This window comes from Flavobacterium sp., assembly GCF_031363805.1.
Classification (GTDB): domain Bacteria; phylum Bacteroidota; class Bacteroidia; order Flavobacteriales; family Flavobacteriaceae; genus Flavobacterium.
In genome coordinates, this window is record NZ_JANLVD010000132.1 from 1 (window position 1) to 19,559 (window position 19,559).

Genomic DNA, 19,559 nt, shown 5'->3' on the forward strand with positions numbered 1-19,559 from the left:
ATCTTTAGTAAAAGAAAAATCGGCCTTGTTTATAGGATATTTTTCATTGTTTATTACTACAGACCAATCATTTGGTAAAATATGAACTTCAAAAATAGTATATTTTGATTGGTTCAAATTGTTTAAAATTAACTGACCGCTTCTTAATGAAATTACACTTTCATCAGAATATCCACCCATAACAACTGCTACATTCATATATAAGTTTTAATAATTAACAAAATTATCATTTTTTTTGGATTGAAAACACTTTACAATTTTATTATCTTTGTCAAAATACAATTTTATGAGTTTAAAGAAATTTTTATTGAGTTTTACATTTATCAAGCAGTTATTTTTTGCTTTTCTTATTGTATGTGCTTCACTTTTCCTATTTATGTATTGGATAGGTTTTACTACCAATCATGGCGAAGAAATAATTGTACCAAACTTAAGCAAGTTAACACTTCAGCAAGCAGAAGACAAACTTGATGAACTTAATTTAGACTTTGAATTGTTGGATACTGTAGATTACAATGCAGCTTTTCCAAAACTTTCCGTGGTACAACAAGACCCACATCCAGGAGAAAAAGTAAAACAAAATAGGGTGATTTATTTAAAAATAAATTCATCAGGATATTCTAAAGTTCGTATTCCAGAATTAATTCAGAAAACATACCGTCAAGCTGTGCCAACTTTACTAGCACTTGGACTAGAAGTTGGAGACACAACTTATATTCCAAATTTGGCCAAAGATATGGTGCTTGAAATGAAAATGAATGGAAATCCAGTAAAAGCAGGTGTGCAAGTTCCAAAAATGACAAAAATTGATTTGGTTCTTGGCGACGGGAAAATTGGTTTTGAAGAAGATGAAATGGATTCTGAAAGCGATAGTATTAGTAAAGATTCAACCATTAACTTAGAATAATGAGCGATCAAATTACAGTAGAACAAGATCTTGAAGATGAATTGTTTGAGCATTATAAATTTGTAGCTGCCAAAGGTCAATCGATTTTACGCATAGATAAGTTTCTAATGCATTTATTGGAAAATGCTACTAGAAACAAAATCCAACAAGCTGCCACTTCTGGCAATATTTTTGTAAATGATATTCCTGTAAAATCAAATTACAAAGTGAAACCCTTTGATGTGGTGACTATTATGTTGGCGCATCCACCGTTTGAGAATAGAGTAGATCCTGAAGATATTCCTTTGGATATTGTTTATGAAGACGATGCGTTATTGCTCATAAACAAGCCAGCTGGACTGGTTGTGCATCCTGGTCACGGAAATTATACTGGAACATTGGTCAATGCTTTGGCTTTTCATTTCCAAAATTTGCCTTTAAATAGTAGCGAACGTCCAGGTTTGGTTCATAGAATTGATAAAGACACCACAGGTCTATTGGTCATTGCCAAAACCGAGCAAGCCATGACACATTTGGCAAAGCAGTTTGAAAATAAAACTTCCGAAAGAGAATATGTAGCCATTGTTTGGGGAAATGTAAAAGAAGACAAAGGAACTATTGAAGGAAACCTTGCCAGACATTTGAAAGATAGAATGCAAATGGCGGTTTTTGCAGATCCAGAAATTGGCAAACCAGCCGTTACACATTATAAAGTTTTGGAGCGTTTTGGATACATTACAGTTATTTCTTGTCAATTGGAAACTGGAAGAACGCACCAAATTCGTGCGCACTTAAAACACATTGGACATCCACTTTTTAACGATGAAAGATATGGCGGACATTTAATTCTTAAAGGAACCACTTTCACTAAATACAAACAGTTTATAGACAATTGTTTTAAAATATTGCCACGTCAAGCTTTGCATGCAAAAACACTTGGTTTTGAACATCCAACTACCAAGGAAATCATGCGTTTTGATACAGAACTGCCACAAGATATGAAAGAGTGTATTGAAAAATGGAGAACATATTCCAACACGAATACTTTAACTGAAGACTAAGCTTAAATTTAATATTGTTATGAGTACTCATAATACATTAATAAAAAAGAGTTAATTCTTTCCTAAAAATTTTATTAATATTCATTATAAATTTTGTTTTAATATTAATTTTATTAATATTGTTTTTAATATATATATTTATCAAGATACACTAAAATGAATTACAAATTAAAAAACAAATTATCAGTATTAGTCTTAGCTTCCACAGTTATGACCAGTTGTTCGGGACAAAAATCAGTTGTTGCAACAACAGTACCTATTACACCAAAATTAAATACTGATATTATTACAAAATATATGAATACTATAACTGCGGATGAGCTTAAAACCCATCTTTATATAGTAGCTTCAGACGAAATGCAAGGTAGAAATACAGGTGAGGAAGGTCAGAAAAAAGCAGGAAGATATTTAATCGAACAGTATAAAAAAAGTGAAATTTCGTTTCCAACTGGAGCAACAGATTTTTACCAACCAATTCCTGCATCCTATTTTTCCAAAGCTTTCAGTCCAAAGCTAGGAGATTCAGAAAATATTTGGGCATTTATTGAAGGTTCAGAAAAGCCACAAGAAATATTGGTAATCTCCGCACATTATGACCATGTAGGAATGAAAAATGGGGAAGTTTTTAATGGGGCAGATGACGATGGTTCTGGAACAGTTGCCTTATTAGAAATTGCTCAAGCATTTCAAAAAGCCAAAAAAGAAGGCAATGGACCAAAAAGATCCATACTTTTTCTTCACGTTACTGGCGAAGAACATGGTTTGCATGGTTCAAGATACTACACAGAAAATCCACTTTTTCCGCTTGCAAATACGATAACCGATATTAATATTGATATGATTGGTCGTCGTGACAATTTGCACAACGCCACAAATAATTATGTATATGTTATTGGCTCAGACTATTTGTCTTCAGACTTGTATAATGTATGTGAAGAAGCCAATAAAGAGTCTGTAAATTTAGATTTGGATTATAAGTTTAATGATAGAAATGACTCCAACAGATTTTATTACCGATCAGACCATTATAATTTTGCGAAAAATAATATTCCATCCGTATTTTTATTTAATGGTGTCCATGCAGATTACCACCAAGCATCAGATGAACCCAGTAAAATTGAATATGATGCATTGCAAAAAAGAGCCCAATATGCATTTGCAATAGCTTGGAAATTGGCCAACAAAAAAGACCGTCCAAAAGTAGATAAGTCAGGAAATTAATATTTGGGCGTGACCCTTCAGATTGCTTCGTCGTTCCTCCTCACAACTTCGGGTCGTGCTATACATTTCAATCTTTTTATTTTTGAAGGAAAAATAAAAAGGATTTCCATTGCTATCACTCACGCAAACAACATTACAGTAATCTAAAAACTTACTAAGCAATTTGGAGTCTTTTGTACTTTAATTAGTTATTTAATTTCTAATAAAAAATATTTACTTTTGCAGTTCAATATAAATAATCCAATCTTCAAATGAAAGTAGCCGTTGTAGGTGCCACCGGAATGGTAGGCGAAGTAATGCTTCAAATATTAGCAGAAAGAAATTTTCCTGTAACCGAATTAATTCCTGTAGCCTCAGAAAAATCTGTAGGCAAAGAAATCGAATTTAAAGGAAAAAAATATAAAGTTGTAGGCATGCAAACCGCAATAGATATGAAATCTGATATTGCACTTTTTTCTGCTGGCGGCGAAACATCTCTTGAATGGGCGCCAAAATTTGCGGAGGCTGGAACTACTGTTATCGATAATTCCTCCGCTTGGAGAATGGATCCAACCAAAAAGTTGGTTGTTCCAGAAATCAACGGTTCGATATTAACAAAAGATGATAAAATAATCCCAAATGCAAACTGCTCAACCATTCAACTAGTTATGGTTTTAGCACCTTTGCATAAAAAATATATAATTAAACGTGTTGTAGTTTCCACCTACCAATCTATTACTGGAACTGGTTTAAAAGGTGTACAACAATTGGAAAATGAATATGCAGGAGTTCAAGGTGAAATGGCTTATAAATATCCAATTCATAGAAATGCCATTCCACATTGTGATAGTTTCGAAGACAATGGTTATACCAAAGAAGAAATGAAACTAGTTCGCGAAACCCAAAAAATCCTAGACGATAGAACCATTGCAGTTACTGCTACAGCTGTGCGAGTTCCCATTGTTGGTGGACACAGTGAAGCAGTAAATGTAGAATTTGAAAACGATTTCGATGTCGATGAAGTTCGCAGACTTTTGCACAATACGCCTGGCGTAACTGTTCAAGATAATTTAGATACTTTTACCTATCCAATGCCATTATATGCACAAGGAAAAGACGATGTTTTTGTGGGTAGAATTCGTCGTGATCACAGCCAACCCAATTCTTTAAACATGTGGATAGTAGCTGATAATCTGCGGAAAGGAGCTGCTACCAATACTATTCAAATTGCAGAATATTTGGTAAAAAATGATTTGGTTTAAATCAAATTTCTAAATAATAAAAAACGTTTTACTTTGAGTTTAAGTAAACGTTTTTTATTTTAATTACAATTTGGGCATATTCCTGTCAAAGTAAAGTTCATTTCTTTCACTTTATAATTTTCAGGGATTTTAAAAACAGGTTCAATATTTTCTAAACAAGTTACAGCCAAACATTTTTCGCAATTAAAATGGATGTGTTGGTGTGAATGTGAATGGTTTTCATGTTTATGATTGCAACTAGCATATTTTATTGTTCCCTCGGGAGTTACTATTTTATGAACCAAATCTTCATTAACCAATCTATCCAAAACCCGGTATATAGTAACCCTGTCGCACAAGCCATTTAGAATGTTTTGAATTTCTATGTGTGATAATGCGACTTCAGAACTAGTAATCAATTCCAAAATAGCAATTTTTGATATGGTATTTCTTGTGGTTTTCATTTTATTTAAAAAAATTATTGCAATATAGTTGCATTAATATAAAATTAAATTATATTTGCAACATAATTGCATTAAGCAAATATAATTATAATGAGATTAAAACCAACATCAATTTTAGATATTTTAGGAATTTCAAGCGCAACAATTTGTTTAGTACATTGCTTCGTTTTTCCATTATTATCAATTCTTCAATTTAATTTTGTAAATAATCCTTGGATAGATATAGCATTTGCAAGTATTGGAATGTTTTTAGTTTCTAAAATTCTGATGGGTAACTCAGATATAATAGTTAAATTTATTTTATTAGTTTCTATTCTGATTGTAATATTCGGAATCGTTTTGGAAATAATATTCAAAACTGATTCTTTCCTTATTCTATTAGGTGGAATAGGAATGATTACGGGACATATTGTTAATTTAAAAACACATAAACACATAAACACTAATAATAAAAATATTAAAAAGAAATTGACTTTGGTTGGTCAATTTGTTGGTTGATAATTTGGTTTATTTCAAAAATGACCATATTATTTAGAAAATCAACTTTGGTTGGTTGATTTTCGTTAGTTTTTTAAACAGCTCATAAATTCAGTGGGCTGTTTTTTTTATTAAGAAGAATATTAAAATTGTTAATATCATATTGATTATACATTTGAATTATTATATTTGTCATTCATGAAAAATAGGTTTGCCATAATTAATTTTTGTTTAATGATTGCTGTATTGTTCTCAATGCTATTTCAGTCATTGCACAGTTATGAGCATTTGATAGCTAAATTTTCTGAACAAAAATGTCATCAAAAACACATTACATTTGGAACACAGGTTTCACACGAACACAATACTTTTGACCATTGTTTTGCTTGCGAATTTACATTTAGTCATTTCGTTTCTTCAAGTTTAACTCCAATTAAATTTTTAAATAATACTATTTTTTTTAAGAGTACATTTTTTTATCTAAAAAAAATAAATCAATTCTATAACGGGATTTCCTATTCTCTTAGAGGACCACCGAATCTTAAAATATAATAATTTTTGCAAAAACCACCAATTGAAAGTAAGTGGTTGTTTGTGTTTATATTTTAAATTCAAAAAATGTTAAAAAAATTGATTCTTAGTTTTCTGTTATTGATTTGCAATTTTGTATACAGTCAGTACAAAGTAAGTGGAAAAATTCTTGATGAAAATAGCAATCCAATCGAGGATTGTCACATTCATATTGCAAACAAAAATGTTTCAAGCAATTCCCTTGGTGAATATGTTGTTAAAAACCTGTCAAAAGGAAAAATAAAAATTTTCATTTCAAGTTTAGGCTTTAAATCAATCGAAGAAACAATTATTTTGAATGCAAATTTGGTTTACAATGTTAAAATGACATCCAAAGTAAATTCACTTCAAGAAGTTTTTATTACAAAAAAGAAAAATACTGAAAATAATTCAATTTTGGAGCAAAAAATCAAAACTGAAACTATCGAAAAATATAGCAATCAAACCCTTGGCGATGCCTTGAAAGAAGTTGCTGGAGTTACTATTCTTAGAACTGGAAGCAATATTGTAAAGCCAGTTATTAATGGTTTGCACTCTAGTCGCGTGCCAGTTATAAGCAATAATGTTCGTCTGGAAGATCAACAATGGGGCGCTGAGCATGCACCCAATTTTGATATTAATGCCGCAGGGAAAATAACCATAATTAAAGGAGCTTCAGGGCTTCAATATGGTGGCGATGCTGTTGGAGGATTGGTTATTATTGAACCGTTGATTGTAAAAAAAGACACTTTATTCGGCAAAACTATTGCAAATGTGTCTACAAACGGAAGAGGTGGAACTTTAAGTTCAAGCATTCACAAAGGAAATTTTTGCGATTGGAGTTGGAATGCATTGGGAACTTTTAAATATTATGGCGATAGAAATGCTGCCAACTATGTGTTGTCCAATTCTGGAAATCGAGAACTCAACTTTTCGGGTGACGTAAAATTTACTGGAAAAAAATATGATGCTTCGGTTTTTTACAGTTTATACAATGCAAAAATTGGTATTTTGAGTGCTTCTCACACAGGAAGCACCAATGATTTGTACAATTCTATCAATAATCAAATACCATCGGTAATCAATGATTTTACTTATAATTTGAATAGCCCAAAACAAGATGTTAAGCATCATTTGGCAAAATTCAATTTCAACTATTTGTTCAATGAAAATGCTTCTTTGTCATTTCAATATTCTTACCAATTAAATAAAAGATTGGAATTTGATGTAAGAAGAAAAAACTTTACAGACCTTGCCGCTTTAGATTTAGAACTGATTACACATACTGTAAAAGTCGATTATAAACTCGAAGCACATGATTGGAATTTCAAAACTGGTTTAAATGCAGAAAAGCAAGATAATACAGCAAGTTTGTTAACTGGAATTCGTCCTTTAATCCCAGATTATATTAGAAATGATTTTGGTCTATACGGAATTTTAAATTACAATATTTCAGAATCATTAACATTTGATACTGGAATACGTTATGATTTTTCTGATATTGAAGCTTCGAAATTCTATCTCAAAACAAGGTGGACAGAAAGAGGCTACGACAAAGAGTTTTCTAATTTTATTATTGGAGAAAACGAAAGTGGCAACCAGTGGTTTACAAAACCCAAGTTTACTTTTCACAATGTTTCGGCTAGTATTGGTATTCACAAGCAGTTGGATCAAGATTGGAATTGGTATATCAATGGAAGTTTGGCTACTAGAAACCCTAATCCATCCGAATTTTTTAGCGATGGGTTGCACCATTCAACTGGACAGATTGAGTTGGGAGATTTAGGATTAAAAAAAGAACAATCTTATAAATTATCGACTACTGTTCAAAAAAAATGGAGTCACTTTTCAGTAGAAATAAATCCTTACATCAACAGCATTCATAATTATATGTTCTTAAAACCTTTTGGATTTGAAACTACTATTCGCGGCGCATTTCCCGTTTGGGAATATGAGCAAACCAATGCTTTGCTTTCGGGAATGGATTTTCATACTGTCTGGGATTTTTCAAAAAACTGGAAACACCAATTCTCCTTTGCAAGTGTGACAGGAATAGACAATACCAATGATGAGCCACTTATAGCCATGCCACCTTTGAATTTTAGTAACAAAATTCAATTTTCAAAAAAAGAATGGAATGGTTTGCAATTGGAACTTAAAAATGAAGTTGTTTTACAACAAACTCAGTTTCCAAACAATAACTTTTTAACGAAAATTATTCAAAATAATGAATTGGTTGATGTTTTGGTTGACATTAGTTCCCCGCCAAAAGCGTATCAGTTATTGGATTTTTATTCAGAAATGAAGTTTAAAACTTTCAGAAATGGTTATGCCACTTTAGCATTTTCGGTACAAAATATATTAAACACAAATTACAGAGATTACCTAAACAGTCAGCGTTATTTTGTTGATGAATTGGGTAGGAACTTTCAAATTCAATTAAAAATTAATTATTAATAATCTGAAAATAAATTCAGATTAAAAAACCTTCAAAATGAAAAATTTAAGAATCAATGTTTTAGCAATTTTAGCAATTATCACCATTTCTTCTTGTAGTAAAGATGATGAAGTCGCACCAGTAGTTCCACCAGCAGTTAATGAGGAAGAAGTTATTACAACAGTAAATACTTTTTTTATACCCTCTAGTGCTACTGGTGGAGATGCTGTGACTTTAACTTATAGAGATTTAGATGGTGATGGACCAAATGCACCAGTTGTAACAGTTAGCGGTCCATTTGCATTAAATAAAACTTATAATGGATTTGTTCAAGTTTTAAATGAAACCGTTACACCTGCTGCAAATATCTCAACAGAAATTTTGGCAGAAGCAGCAGACCACCAGTTTTTTTATCAAAAAACTGGAACTTTGCCAGCGTTTGTATATACTCCTTTAGTAGATGCAGCAGATAATTATGATAGCAACGGCAAACCATTAGGATACAAAACAAGATTTGTTACAGGAGCAACAGCTGCAACAGGAACTTTGACAGTTACTTTGAGACATTTAGGCAACAAGTCTGCACCAAATGTTGCCAATGGCGATATTACAAGTGCTACAGGAGCAACAGACTTTGCCATTACCTATACGGGTTTAACTATCCAATAGTATTAAAATAAAATATTTATGAAAAAACTATCCTCAACGGGATAGTTTTTTTTTAAATTCTATCATTTCATTTCTCTATATTTGTTATAACAAAACCTATAAACTTATGAAAAACCTATTTTTAATAATGATAGCTTTAACCACAATTGCTTCATTTGGACAAAAACAAAAAAAACAGCCAAAAACAAAAGCTTTGAAATATCCTACCACAGAAAAAATCCCAGTGACTGATGATTATTTTGGTGTAAAAGTGACCGATAATTACCGTTGGTTGGAAGATGATAAATCTCCAAAAACCATGGCTTGGGTCAAAGCACAAAATGTTGTAACTTATGGTTATTTAGACCAAATTCCGTTTAGAAATAGTTTGAAAGCCAGGGTAGAAAAATTATGGAATTACGAAAAAATTTCTGCTCCTTTTAAAGAAGGAAATTTCACTTATTTTTATAAAAATAATGGACTCCAAAATCAATCTGTTTTGTATAGAAAAGATGCTTCTGGTGCAGAGGAAATTTTTTTAGACCCAAATACTTTTTCAAAAGATGGAACCTCATCTTTGGGTGGCGTGGATTTTTCTAAAGATGGTTCCAAAGTAGCTTATGGAATTTCAGTAGGTGGCAGCGATTGGAGAAGTGTTATTATTATGGATGCATTATCTAGAAAAATTATTGAAGATACTATTGTCGATGTCAAATTTAGTGGCATTTCATGGAAAGGAAACGATGGTTTTTATTATTCCAGCTATGACAAACCTGAAGGAAGTGAATTATCTGCCAAAACTGACCAACACAAATTGTATTTTCATAAATTGGGAAGCAAACAAAAAGAGGACAAAGTAATTTATGGATTGGATGAAAAACGTCGCTATGTAAGTGGTGCAGTTTCTGAGGATAATAAATATTTGTTTATTTCGGCTGCCAATTCTACTTCTGGAAATGAACTATATATGATGGATTTGAGTACAAAAAAACCCAAACTTATTACTATTGTAACAGGTTTTGAAAACGATGTGGATGTCATAGATAATGTAGGCTCAAAACTGTACATATTAACCAATTTAAAAGCGCCAAACAAACGAATAGTAACGGCTACTTTCAAAAAACCAACACCAGAAAATTGGAAAGATTTTATTCCAGAAACAGATCAAGTTTTAACACCTTCCATTGGTAGTGGCTATTTTTTTGCCAATTATATGAAAGATGCCATTTCAAATATTAAGCAATATAATTATGAAGGGAAACTAGTTCGTGAAGTTGAGTTGCCAGGTATAGGAACTGCTGGAGGATTTAATGGTAAAAAAGAAGACAAGACTTTGTACTATTCTTTTACCAACTATACAACTCCAGGAACTATTTATTCTTTTGAACCAAAAGCAGGAACATCAGCTGTTTACCAAAAACCAGTTTTAGATTTCGATGGAAACGATTATGAATCGAAACAAGTTTTTTATACCTCAAAAGATGGTACAAAAATCCCAATGATTATTACCCATAAAAGAGGAGTAGAACTTAATGGTAAAAACCCAACTATTTTATATGGATATGGTGGTTTTAATGTGAGTTTAACTCCTGCTTTTAGTATCCCAAATGCTGTTTGGTTGGAAAATGGTGGCGTTTATGCAGTACCAAATCTTCGTGGCGGTGGCGAGTACGGAAAAGCATGGCACGATGCAGGAACCAAAATGCAAAAACAAAATGTATTTGACGATTTTATTGCTGCAGCAGAATATTTGATAGCTGAAAAATACACTTCATCAGACTTTTTGGCCATTCGTGGTGGTTCCAATGGTGGGCTATTAGTTGGCGCAACTATGACACAACGTCCAGATTTAATGAAAGTGGCTTTGCCAGCAGTGGGTGTTTTGGATATGTTGCGTTACCATACTTTTACTGCGGGTGCAGGTTGGGGCTATGATTATGGAACTGCCAATGATTCCGAGGAAATGTTTAATTATATCTATAAATATTCGCCAGTTCAAAATGTAAAAACGGGTGCCAAATATCCAGCAACTTTGGTCACCACAGGCGACCATGATGATCGAGTAGTGCCGGCACATAGTTTTAAATTTGCTGCTGAATTGCAAGCAAAACAAACAGGGACAAATCCTACCTTAATAAGAATTGATGTGAATGCTGGACACGGTGCAGGAAAATCTGTAGCAGCTTTAATTCAAGAAAGCGTAGATATTATGTCGTTTACTTTGTTTAATATGGGAATAAAAGAATTGCCGAGTTTGAAGAAGTAGATTTACATAAATATTATAAACACAAATTTCACTGATTTTTCACTAATTAATTTGTGTAAATTAGTGAAATTTGTGTAAAACTACCCATGAATACTTTCTTGCTTTCCGTATTTTACAATAATGGAATCTTCAAAGGCTATCCAATCCAACCAACGTTTGTTGACTTCGGTTTCGTTGCCATATTTCCTGGCTAAAGTGATAAATGTGGTATAATGCCCAGCTTCGCTAATCATTAAATCACGGTAGAAAGATGCCATTTCTTCATCTTTTATATTTTCGGATAATACTTTAAAACGTTCGCAACTTCTAGCTTCTATCATGGCAGAAAAAAGCAATCTATCTACTAATGATTGAGTGCGACTACCATCTTTCTTTAGAAATTTGAATAATTCGTTTACATAATTATCTTTGCGTTCTCGACCCAGCTGGTATCCTTTCTTTTTGATTAAATCGTGTACCATTTGCAAATGTTCGAGTTCTTCACGAGCAATAATAAGCAATTCGGTAACCAATTCTTCTTGTTCAGAGTTTTGTGTAATCATCGTAATGGCATTGGTGGCTGCTTTCTGTTCGCACCAAGCATGGTCTGTCAAAATTTCTTCGATATTGGTTTCCACAATATTTACCCAAGTGGGATCTGTTCTTAATTTAAGGCGTAGCATAATTGTCTATTGAGACTGCAAATTTAGTAAATAGAATGGTTCATATTTAAAAAAACAAAAAACAAATAAATTCCAATATTTTAAATCTCAAAAAAAGTAATTGTAAATTCTGTGTTTTTTTGAAATTTTGATTTTGGATTTTGTCATTTAAAATTTAAAATTTGGAATTTAAAATTTGGAATTTGTACTTTGCAAAAAAAAAACATTGTCAAAAATACTTTTAATTATAGGTTTGGTCTGGCCAGAACCAAAATCATCGGCAGCTGGAACCAGAATGTTGCAATTGATTGATTTATTTAAAAAGCAAGACTTTGATGTTGTTTTTGCGTCTGCTGCTCAAGAAAGCGATTTCTCTTTCGATTTAAAATCGATTGGTGTTGCTACTCAAAAAATAAAATTAAATTCTTCTAGTTTTGATGAATTTATAACCGAATTGAAACCTGAAATTGTACTTTTTGATAGATATATTATTGAAGAACAGTTTGGCTGGCGGGTTCATGAAAACTGCCCAAATGCAATTCGGATTTTAGATACCGAAGACTTGCACTGTTTGCGACTTGGAAGACAAAATGCTGTTAAGAAAAATATGCCTTTTGAAATATCGAATTTATTAAATTCGGATATCGCAAAGCGAGAAATTGCAAGTATTTATCGTTGTGATTTGACATTGATGGTTTCTGAATTTGAAATGGAAGTTCTAAACTCGATCTTTAAAATTGATAAAAGTTTATTGCACTATTTACCTATTTTTTATGCAAATATAAATGCTGAAGAAATTCCAAATTTTCAAGAAAGAAAAGATTTTGTTTTTATTGGCAACTTTCTTCATGAACCCAATTTTGATGCAGTAAAACAAATTAAAGAAAAAATTTGGAGCAAAATATCCAAGCAATTGCCCGAAGCAAGTATATATATTTATGGTGCCTATCCATCGCAAAAAGTATTACAATTGCATAATGAAAAAGAAAAGTTTTATGTGCATGGACGTGCTGAAAATGCAGATATTGTAATTAAAAACGCCAAAGTTTTACTAGCTCCTTTGCGATTTGGTGCAGGTTTGAAGGGGAAATTATTGGAAGCTATGATTGTTGGAACGCCAACCATAACTACAAATATTGGGTGTGAAGGTATTTCTAATAACAATTATTGGAATGGATTTATTACTGATGATTTTGATGATTTTGTTGTAAAATCTATAGAATTGTACAACAATGAAAATTTATGGATTAATCTTCAAAAAAATGGTTTTGAAATTATTAATAACAAATTTAAAATGGAATTTTTCGAACAATTATTCTCGAAAAAATTAAATCAAATAAAATCTAACATTGTTACACATAGAAGTCAAAATTTTTTCGGAAATTTACTAATTTATCACTCCAATTTGAGTACAAAATACATGTCGAAATGGATAGAAGAAAAAAATAAATAAAACATAATTACATTACATAAATTTTGTTAATTTTATAACTGTAATAATTAATTTTGCGCTATGAAATTTATTTATAAATGCTAAAAAAATACGTCTTACTATTTCTATTATTTATAATTTCAATTTCTGTAATTGGTCAAGTTTTTGATTTCAAATTATTAAACCAAGAAAATGGTTTGCCTTCGTCAGTTATTAATGTAATGTATCAAGATAGTCGCGATTTGACTTGGATTGGTACCAAAGGTGGTTTGGTGAAATTTGATGGTGTATTGTTTGAAACGTATAATAAAAGTAGTGGTTTATCCAATATTGACATTACAGATATAGTCGAAGATTCTAATAAAAATTTACTTATTGCAACCAAATCTGGAGGAGTTTTTATTTTTGATGGTGAAAAATTCATCAATAAATTCAATATTTCAAAAAATAATCTAACCTCAAATAGTGTTTTAAAAATTGTAAAAACGAGTTCAGGAATCGTTGGGATTTCAGAAAATGAAATCTTTCAAATATCTTTTGAGTATTCGTATAAATTAATTTCAAAAATTGAAAATCAGTTTGATACTGTAAATTCTTTCTTAGAAACATCCAAAAATGTTTATTTAATTGCTACTGAAAATGGTATTTTTGAATTTAGAAATAACACCATCAACAGACTATTTTCCAAAATGATAAATGGAAATGCAACTGCTTTTAAAGACTTAAATAATAGGATACATATAGGGACTGATAAAGCAGAACTTTTTACGTTATTAAATGATAAATTATCTGAACCAATAATTATCAGAAACAATGATAAAAAATTGTTTCCTATTAATCATTTATTTGTTGCGCGAAGTGGAAATTTATGGATGAGTAGCAATACAATTGATGGGATTTGCCTAAAAGCGGAAGATTACATTTCATTTTTTGATGAAAAAAATGGTTTTGATGGAAGAGATGTAAGTGGTTTTTTTCAAGACAAACTCAAAGATTTATACATTGGTACTTCTGGGAGCGGTTTATTTAAAATTAATGCACAAAAATTTTTAGGTTTTGGGAAAACAAAATATTTAAACAGTTCAAAGATCTTTTCGATTATAAGTCAAAAAAAATATTTTTATTTTTTTGATACAGAAAAGGGTATTTTGCAATTTATTTCCGCGCCTGATGGCAATTTATCATTATTGAAAATTTTCCCAGTTAAAAACGGTTTCTCGTCCATAGTGAATGCTAATGATGAAGTTATTTTTTCAACCAGCAGCGGTTTAATAATCTTCAACAAAAACACCGTCAGAAATATTAATTTGTGCGAACAATTGAAAGTAGATGAAATAAATATAAAGTCAATATTTCAAGATAAAAAACAGCGATATTTCATAGCTACACAAAGTCAAGGTTTGATGATTTTGGATAAAGACTTTAAAATTCTGAAAAGATTTACAAAAAAAAATATTCCAAATTTGGGCAATAATGTTTCAACAATTATCGAAGTTGAAACCAACAAATGGTATATAGGCTCCTCAATGGGTGTATTTTTATTAAAAGAAAAAGACAATAAATTCTATTATTCCAAAATTATTATTGATGATAATATAAAAATTGGAACCCAAGATAGTTTTGGAAACTTTTGGTTTGCAGGCGATATGAAGCTGCATTCCATAGCAAAAAACAATAAAAAGAAATTTTACACAGAAAAATCAGGAATACTTTCTACCTTAATTTATACGTTAATTGGAAATAACGAAAACGAAATATTATTAGGCAGCAATTTGGGTATTGCAAAAATCAAAGTTAATAAAAATGCTGAAATTGAAAGTATTGATAATTTTAATCCCAAAAATGGATTTACAGGACTAGAAACCAACTACAATGCACAATTTAAAGAAGTAGACGGTGGAAATGTTTATTTTGGAACTTCAAAAGGGATTTATTTATCATTATCAAGATATAAAACTGAAGAAATAATTGTTCCAAAAATTGAAATTACCAAAATTAATATATTAAACAATAAAAATATTTGGAACACGAATTCGAGTAATAAATGGATTAATTTGCCTCCTCAAAATTATACTTTCGAAGAAAATGAAAACCAATTAACCTTCGAGTACAAAACTATAAATAATAAATTTTCAGAATCTGCTTTATATTCTTATATTTTAGAAGGAAATACTAAAAATTGGTCAAAACCATCAAAGCAAAATCAAGTTACATTTTCCAATATTAATTACGGAAATTATACTTTTAAAGTTAAAATAGTTGATAATCTTGGAAAGCAAATTAGTCAAGTCGCTTTTTATAATTTCAGTGTAAAAACGCCATTTTACTTTACTTGGTGGTTTATATTGAGTACTATTATTTTGCTGTTTACCATTATAAATATAATTTTTAATAAAACTTCAAGTTATAATAAAGATTTTGTAAAAAATTATTCAGAAATTGAAACTTCAAATGAACAGTTTAGTTTGTATTTTTTGTTTTTGGGTATTAGTTTGCCCTTTATTGAACTTTTAATTGAACTAGGAGGTGTAAGGCAAACAGATACTTTGCAACTAAATCTTGTGGTTGGTGCTTTGCTAATTTTAGTTTATTTACTAAGTAGAAAATTTAAAATTATATTCAATAATTTAAATATAATTTTTATCATAGCTTATTCAATTTACGGAGTTACAACTATTTTGAAAATTATATATTATCCTACTAGTTTAGATTCTATACTAGAATTTGTATTTATGTTTATTTTGGGCTACAATCTATTTAAAACTTTAAAAGCATATTGGCTCTTTGTCTTTTTGATTTTTGGATTGGTAATTAGTTTGTATACTACAAATTGTATTTCAAAAACTATCATGATTACTTTTGTGAACATTTGTTTTTTGGTTGCCATTTTAAACCATGTTCGTCATATTTCAAACCTAAATTCTAAAGACAAATTTTTGTTTGCAGATGATATAATCAATAAAGGAACATCGCTAGTATTAGCAGTTAATAAAGCAGGAGAAGTTGTTTATTGTAGCCAAACTATTAAGCAAATTTTAGGATTTAATCCTTCGGAAGTCATGGGATTTAGCTATTGGTTGCTAACCGATGATTCAGAATTTACTACAGAAAATTACAAACCAAGCAACACACTTTACATAAGAAAATTAAAATGTAAAGACGGAAGCTACAGACACATACAGTGGAAAGATTCCAAATATTCTGATGATTTATATGTAGGTGTTGGACAGGATGTTACCGAGAGAGTTCAAATTGAAAACCAATATAAAAATTTAATTCAAAATGCATCCGATGTGATTTATGAATTAGATAAGTACGGTTTTTTTGTTTTTGTAAATAATTTTGCAGCACAAATGTTAGATTATAAAATTGAAGATTTTTATCACAATCATTTTACCGAATTTGTACGTGAAGATTTTAGAGAAACAGTTTCGGAATTTTATTTCAACTTTGATAAAAACAATTCAAATTTTCCTCCTTTAATTTTTCCAATTCTGACTAAAGATGGAAGGAATATTTGGCTATCTCAAATAGTGACTGTCAAGAAAGATGATTTGGGAAATATTATTGGTTTCTCTGCCATTGCTAGAGATATAACACAATTAAAAGACAACGAAGAAGAAAGCAAAAAGAGACAAGAAAAATTGCAAAAATACAATGAAACACTAAACAAATTAGTATCTACTTCATACAATGAAAATGATTCATTGCTTAAAATACTTCAAAATATTTTAAAATTAACAGCCAAAGCCTTAAACATTAATAGGGTTAGCTATTGGGAAAATTTGCCCGACCTATTGAATTGTGTAACAGAATATGACAGCGAAAAAAACCAATATACGAGTGACAATCATTGCTTAAAAATTGAACGACCTATTTATTTTAAGGCTATAAATTCGAAAAAAATATTAATTTCAAACGACGTTTTTAAAAATCCAGATCTTCAAGAATTTTATGAAGGTTATTTTGCCGAGAAAAGCATAAAATCTATGTTGGATATTTCAATATTCTTAAATGGAGAAGTAGCGGGATTGATTAGCGTTGAATCTGTTAACAAACAAGTAAATTGGAACGATGATGACATTAGTTTTGTACGATCCATAGCTGATATAATTGCCATTACGCTCGAAAAAAATCAAAGAATTGTGGTAGAGAAAAAGCTAGCTTACAAAAGCGAATTATTATCTGCCATTACAAAAATTACTAACAAATTTTTAATAAACTCAAACATAAACTTAATTTTTGATGAAATTCTTTCTACCATAGGTATGGCTACAAAAGTGGATAGAGCATACTATTTTGAAAATGATGATAAAAATAAAATGACGAGTCAAAAATTTGAATGGACTTCAAAACAAAAATATTCAGAATTAGAAAATTCTAGTTTGCAAAATTATAAACACGAATATTTTGAAGAATACATTCATATTTTGGAACAAAATAAACAATATAATTTTATTGTAAAAAAAATAAAAAATTCAACATATAAAAAAACGTTACTAGATCAAAAAATACTATCTATTATAATATTGCCCATATTTGTAAAAAATCAACTGTATGGTTTTATTGGTTTCGACGATTGCTCCAAAGAAAGAATTTGGTCTGAAGATGAGATAAACATTCTAGAAACATTATCGGTTAACATTTCATCATCATTTGAAAGAAACATCAATGAATCCATGATATTTGAAAGTGAAGAACGATTCAAACTACTAGCCAACAACATTCCTGGAACAGTATATTTATCAAAATTTGACGAGACTTCTACCAAAGTTTATTTAAACGATGAAATTGAAACCCTAACAGGATATTCAAAATCCGAATTTTTAGAAAGCAAAGTTTCTTTTATTGACTTAATTCATCCAGACGATGTTGCTTTGGTAATGAAAAAAGAGAAAGATGCCATTTCAAAAAAGCAAAAAATACACTCCATATATAGAATTATTCATAAAAACAATAGGATTGTATGGGTTGAAGAATTTGGAGAAGCCATTATCAAGGACGGCGACATTGCATTTATAGAAGGTATTTTTATAGATATTACCGAAAGGAAAGAAAAAGAAAAAGCCATTCAAGACAAAGAAATTGCAGAAGCTTCGAATAAAGCAAAATCTGAATTTTTGGCTAATATGAGTCATGAAATTCGTACACCATTAAATGCTATAGTAGGATTTTCAAATTTATTGCAAGATTCAAAACTTGAAAAAAGCCAAAAGGAATACATCAATACTGTAAACCAATCGGCGCACATATTGCTTGAAGTTGTGAACGATATTCTTGATTTCTCGAAAATTGAAACTGGAAAACTGGAGCTCGAATACCGCAAAACAGATTTGTTTGAAATAGTCAATCAAATTATAGACATAATAAGATTTGATTCTGAACAAAAAGGAATAACCTTAAATTTGTCTGTACAAAACGATATCCCAAAATATGTCAATGTGGATACACTTCGTTTAAAGCAAATTTTAATAAATCTTTTATCAAACGCCGTAAAATTCACTAATATTGGTGGTGTACAATTTAATATCGAGCTCATTTCCAAAAATACCAAAAAAGCTAAAATTCGTTTCTCTATTATAGATAGCGGTATAGGAATTAAACGAAACAATCAGGATAAAATTTTCGAACCATTTTCTCAAGAAGACAGCTCAACAACACGCAAATATGGAGGATCTGGTTTAGGCTTAACCATATCCAGCAACCTGCTTCAGTTAATGGATAGTAAATTGGAATTGAATAGCGATTATAAAAAAGGTAGCAATTTCTATTTTGATCTGAATCTCGTATATTTTCAGGAATCAGTTACAGAAGAAATAAATATTGATTTAATAGAAGTAGAATACGAAAATTTAAGCCAAACCAACAGAAACATTGTGTTTGATAAAATCAAGAAAATTTTGGTCGTAGAAGACAATAAAATAAATATGCTTCTTGCAAAAACATTAATAAAAAATATAATGCCAAATGCTATAGTTTATGAAGCATTAAATGGCAAAATTGGATTAGAAAAATACAATGAACTCAAACCAGATTTAATTCTATTAGATATTCAAATGCCAATTTTAAACGGATATGAAACCACAATGGAAATTAGAAAAACCGACAAAAAAATACCAATTATAGCATTGACTGCAGGAACAATAATGGGAGAAAAAGAAAAATGCATTAAAGCAGGGATGAACGATTATATTTCAAAACCTATCATAAAAGATCTCTTTGAAAATATATTATTACGCTGGTTGCAATAAAACTAA

The 19,559-nt window shown here is 30.4% G+C and carries 12 protein-coding genes and 1 pseudogene; 10 read left to right on the forward strand and 3 right to left on the reverse strand.

Annotated features, from left to right (window positions below; translation table 11 throughout):
• Positions 1–198 (reverse strand): annotated as a pseudogene (locus RMN92_RS07960) (D-alanine--D-alanine ligase); the annotation flags it as partial.
• Between the two features lie 88 nt (positions 199–286).
• On the opposite strand from RMN92_RS07960, the gene RMN92_RS07965 reads away from it, so the two are divergent.
• The 4 genes from RMN92_RS07965 (at position 287) to RMN92_RS07980 (ending at position 4,409) form a co-directional block, all read left to right on the forward strand.
• The gene (locus RMN92_RS07965; protein ID WP_309608941.1) at positions 287–907 is read left to right on the forward strand and encodes a PASTA domain-containing protein; all 621 of its coding nucleotides are present in this window, start codon (positions 287–289) and stop codon (positions 905–907) included.
• The gene (locus tag RMN92_RS07970; protein ID WP_309608942.1) at positions 907–1,947 is read left to right on the forward strand and encodes an RluA family pseudouridine synthase; all 1,041 of its coding nucleotides are present in this window, start codon (positions 907–909) and stop codon (positions 1,945–1,947) included. The genes RMN92_RS07965 and RMN92_RS07970 overlap by 1 nt, the downstream gene beginning before the upstream one ends.
• Before the next feature lie 156 nt (positions 1,948–2,103).
• On the forward strand, positions 2,104–3,168 hold the full coding sequence (locus RMN92_RS07975; protein WP_409024851.1) for a M28 family peptidase: 1,065 nt from the start codon (positions 2,104–2,106) through the stop codon (positions 3,166–3,168).
• A gap of 251 nt (positions 3,169–3,419) precedes the next feature.
• Positions 3,420–4,409 carry an aspartate-semialdehyde dehydrogenase gene (locus tag RMN92_RS07980; protein WP_309608943.1) on the forward strand — a complete coding sequence of 330 codons (990 nt, stop codon included), beginning with the start codon at positions 3,420–3,422 and terminating at the stop codon, positions 4,407–4,409.
• Between the two features lie 59 nt (positions 4,410–4,468).
• On the opposite strand, the gene RMN92_RS07985 is transcribed toward RMN92_RS07980, so the two are convergent.
• Positions 4,469–4,852 (reverse strand): Fur family transcriptional regulator, encoded by a 384-nt coding sequence (locus RMN92_RS07985; protein WP_309608944.1) that lies wholly within the window; start codon positions 4,850–4,852, stop codon positions 4,469–4,471.
• Positions 4,853–4,942: 90 nt separating this feature from the next.
• Here RMN92_RS07985 and RMN92_RS07990 point away from each other — a divergent pair, with 90 nt between their 5' ends.
• The 4 genes from RMN92_RS07990 (at position 4,943) to RMN92_RS08005 (ending at position 11,229) form a co-directional block, all read left to right on the forward strand.
• Entirely contained in the window at positions 4,943–5,350 is a 408-nt protein-coding gene (locus tag RMN92_RS07990) for a MerC family mercury resistance protein (RefSeq protein WP_309608945.1), read from the forward strand.
• Between the two features lie 597 nt (positions 5,351–5,947).
• On the forward strand, positions 5,948–8,335 hold the full coding sequence (locus RMN92_RS07995; protein ID WP_309608946.1) for a TonB-dependent receptor domain-containing protein: 2,388 nt from the start codon (positions 5,948–5,950) through the stop codon (positions 8,333–8,335).
• Between the two features lie 37 nt (positions 8,336–8,372).
• Positions 8,373–8,984 (forward strand): type 1 periplasmic binding fold superfamily protein, encoded by a 612-nt coding sequence (locus tag RMN92_RS08000; RefSeq protein WP_309608947.1) that lies wholly within the window; start codon positions 8,373–8,375, stop codon positions 8,982–8,984.
• A gap of 106 nt (positions 8,985–9,090) precedes the next feature.
• Complete coding sequence (locus tag RMN92_RS08005) at positions 9,091–11,229, forward strand: prolyl oligopeptidase family serine peptidase (RefSeq protein ID WP_409024852.1); 2,139 nt, start codon at positions 9,091–9,093, stop codon at positions 11,227–11,229.
• An 80-nt stretch (positions 11,230–11,309) separates the two neighbouring features.
• Here RMN92_RS08005 and RMN92_RS08010 read toward each other — a convergent pair whose 3' ends face one another.
• On the reverse strand, positions 11,310–11,891 hold the full coding sequence (locus RMN92_RS08010; protein WP_309608948.1) for a tRNA-(ms[2]io[6]A)-hydroxylase: 582 nt from the start codon (positions 11,889–11,891) through the stop codon (positions 11,310–11,312).
• A gap of 205 nt (positions 11,892–12,096) precedes the next feature.
• Here RMN92_RS08010 and RMN92_RS08015 point away from each other — a divergent pair, with 205 nt between their 5' ends.
• Both RMN92_RS08015 and RMN92_RS08020 read left to right on the forward strand, forming a co-directional pair.
• Positions 12,097–13,323: a glycosyltransferase family 4 protein gene (locus RMN92_RS08015; protein ID WP_309608949.1), complete on the forward strand. Its 1,227-nt coding sequence runs from the start codon at positions 12,097–12,099 to the stop codon at positions 13,321–13,323.
• A 77-nt stretch (positions 13,324–13,400) separates the two neighbouring features.
• Positions 13,401–19,553 (forward strand): PAS domain S-box protein, encoded by a 6,153-nt coding sequence (locus tag RMN92_RS08020; protein WP_309608950.1) that lies wholly within the window; start codon positions 13,401–13,403, stop codon positions 19,551–19,553.
• The last annotated feature ends 6 nt before the right edge of the window (positions 19,554–19,559 follow it).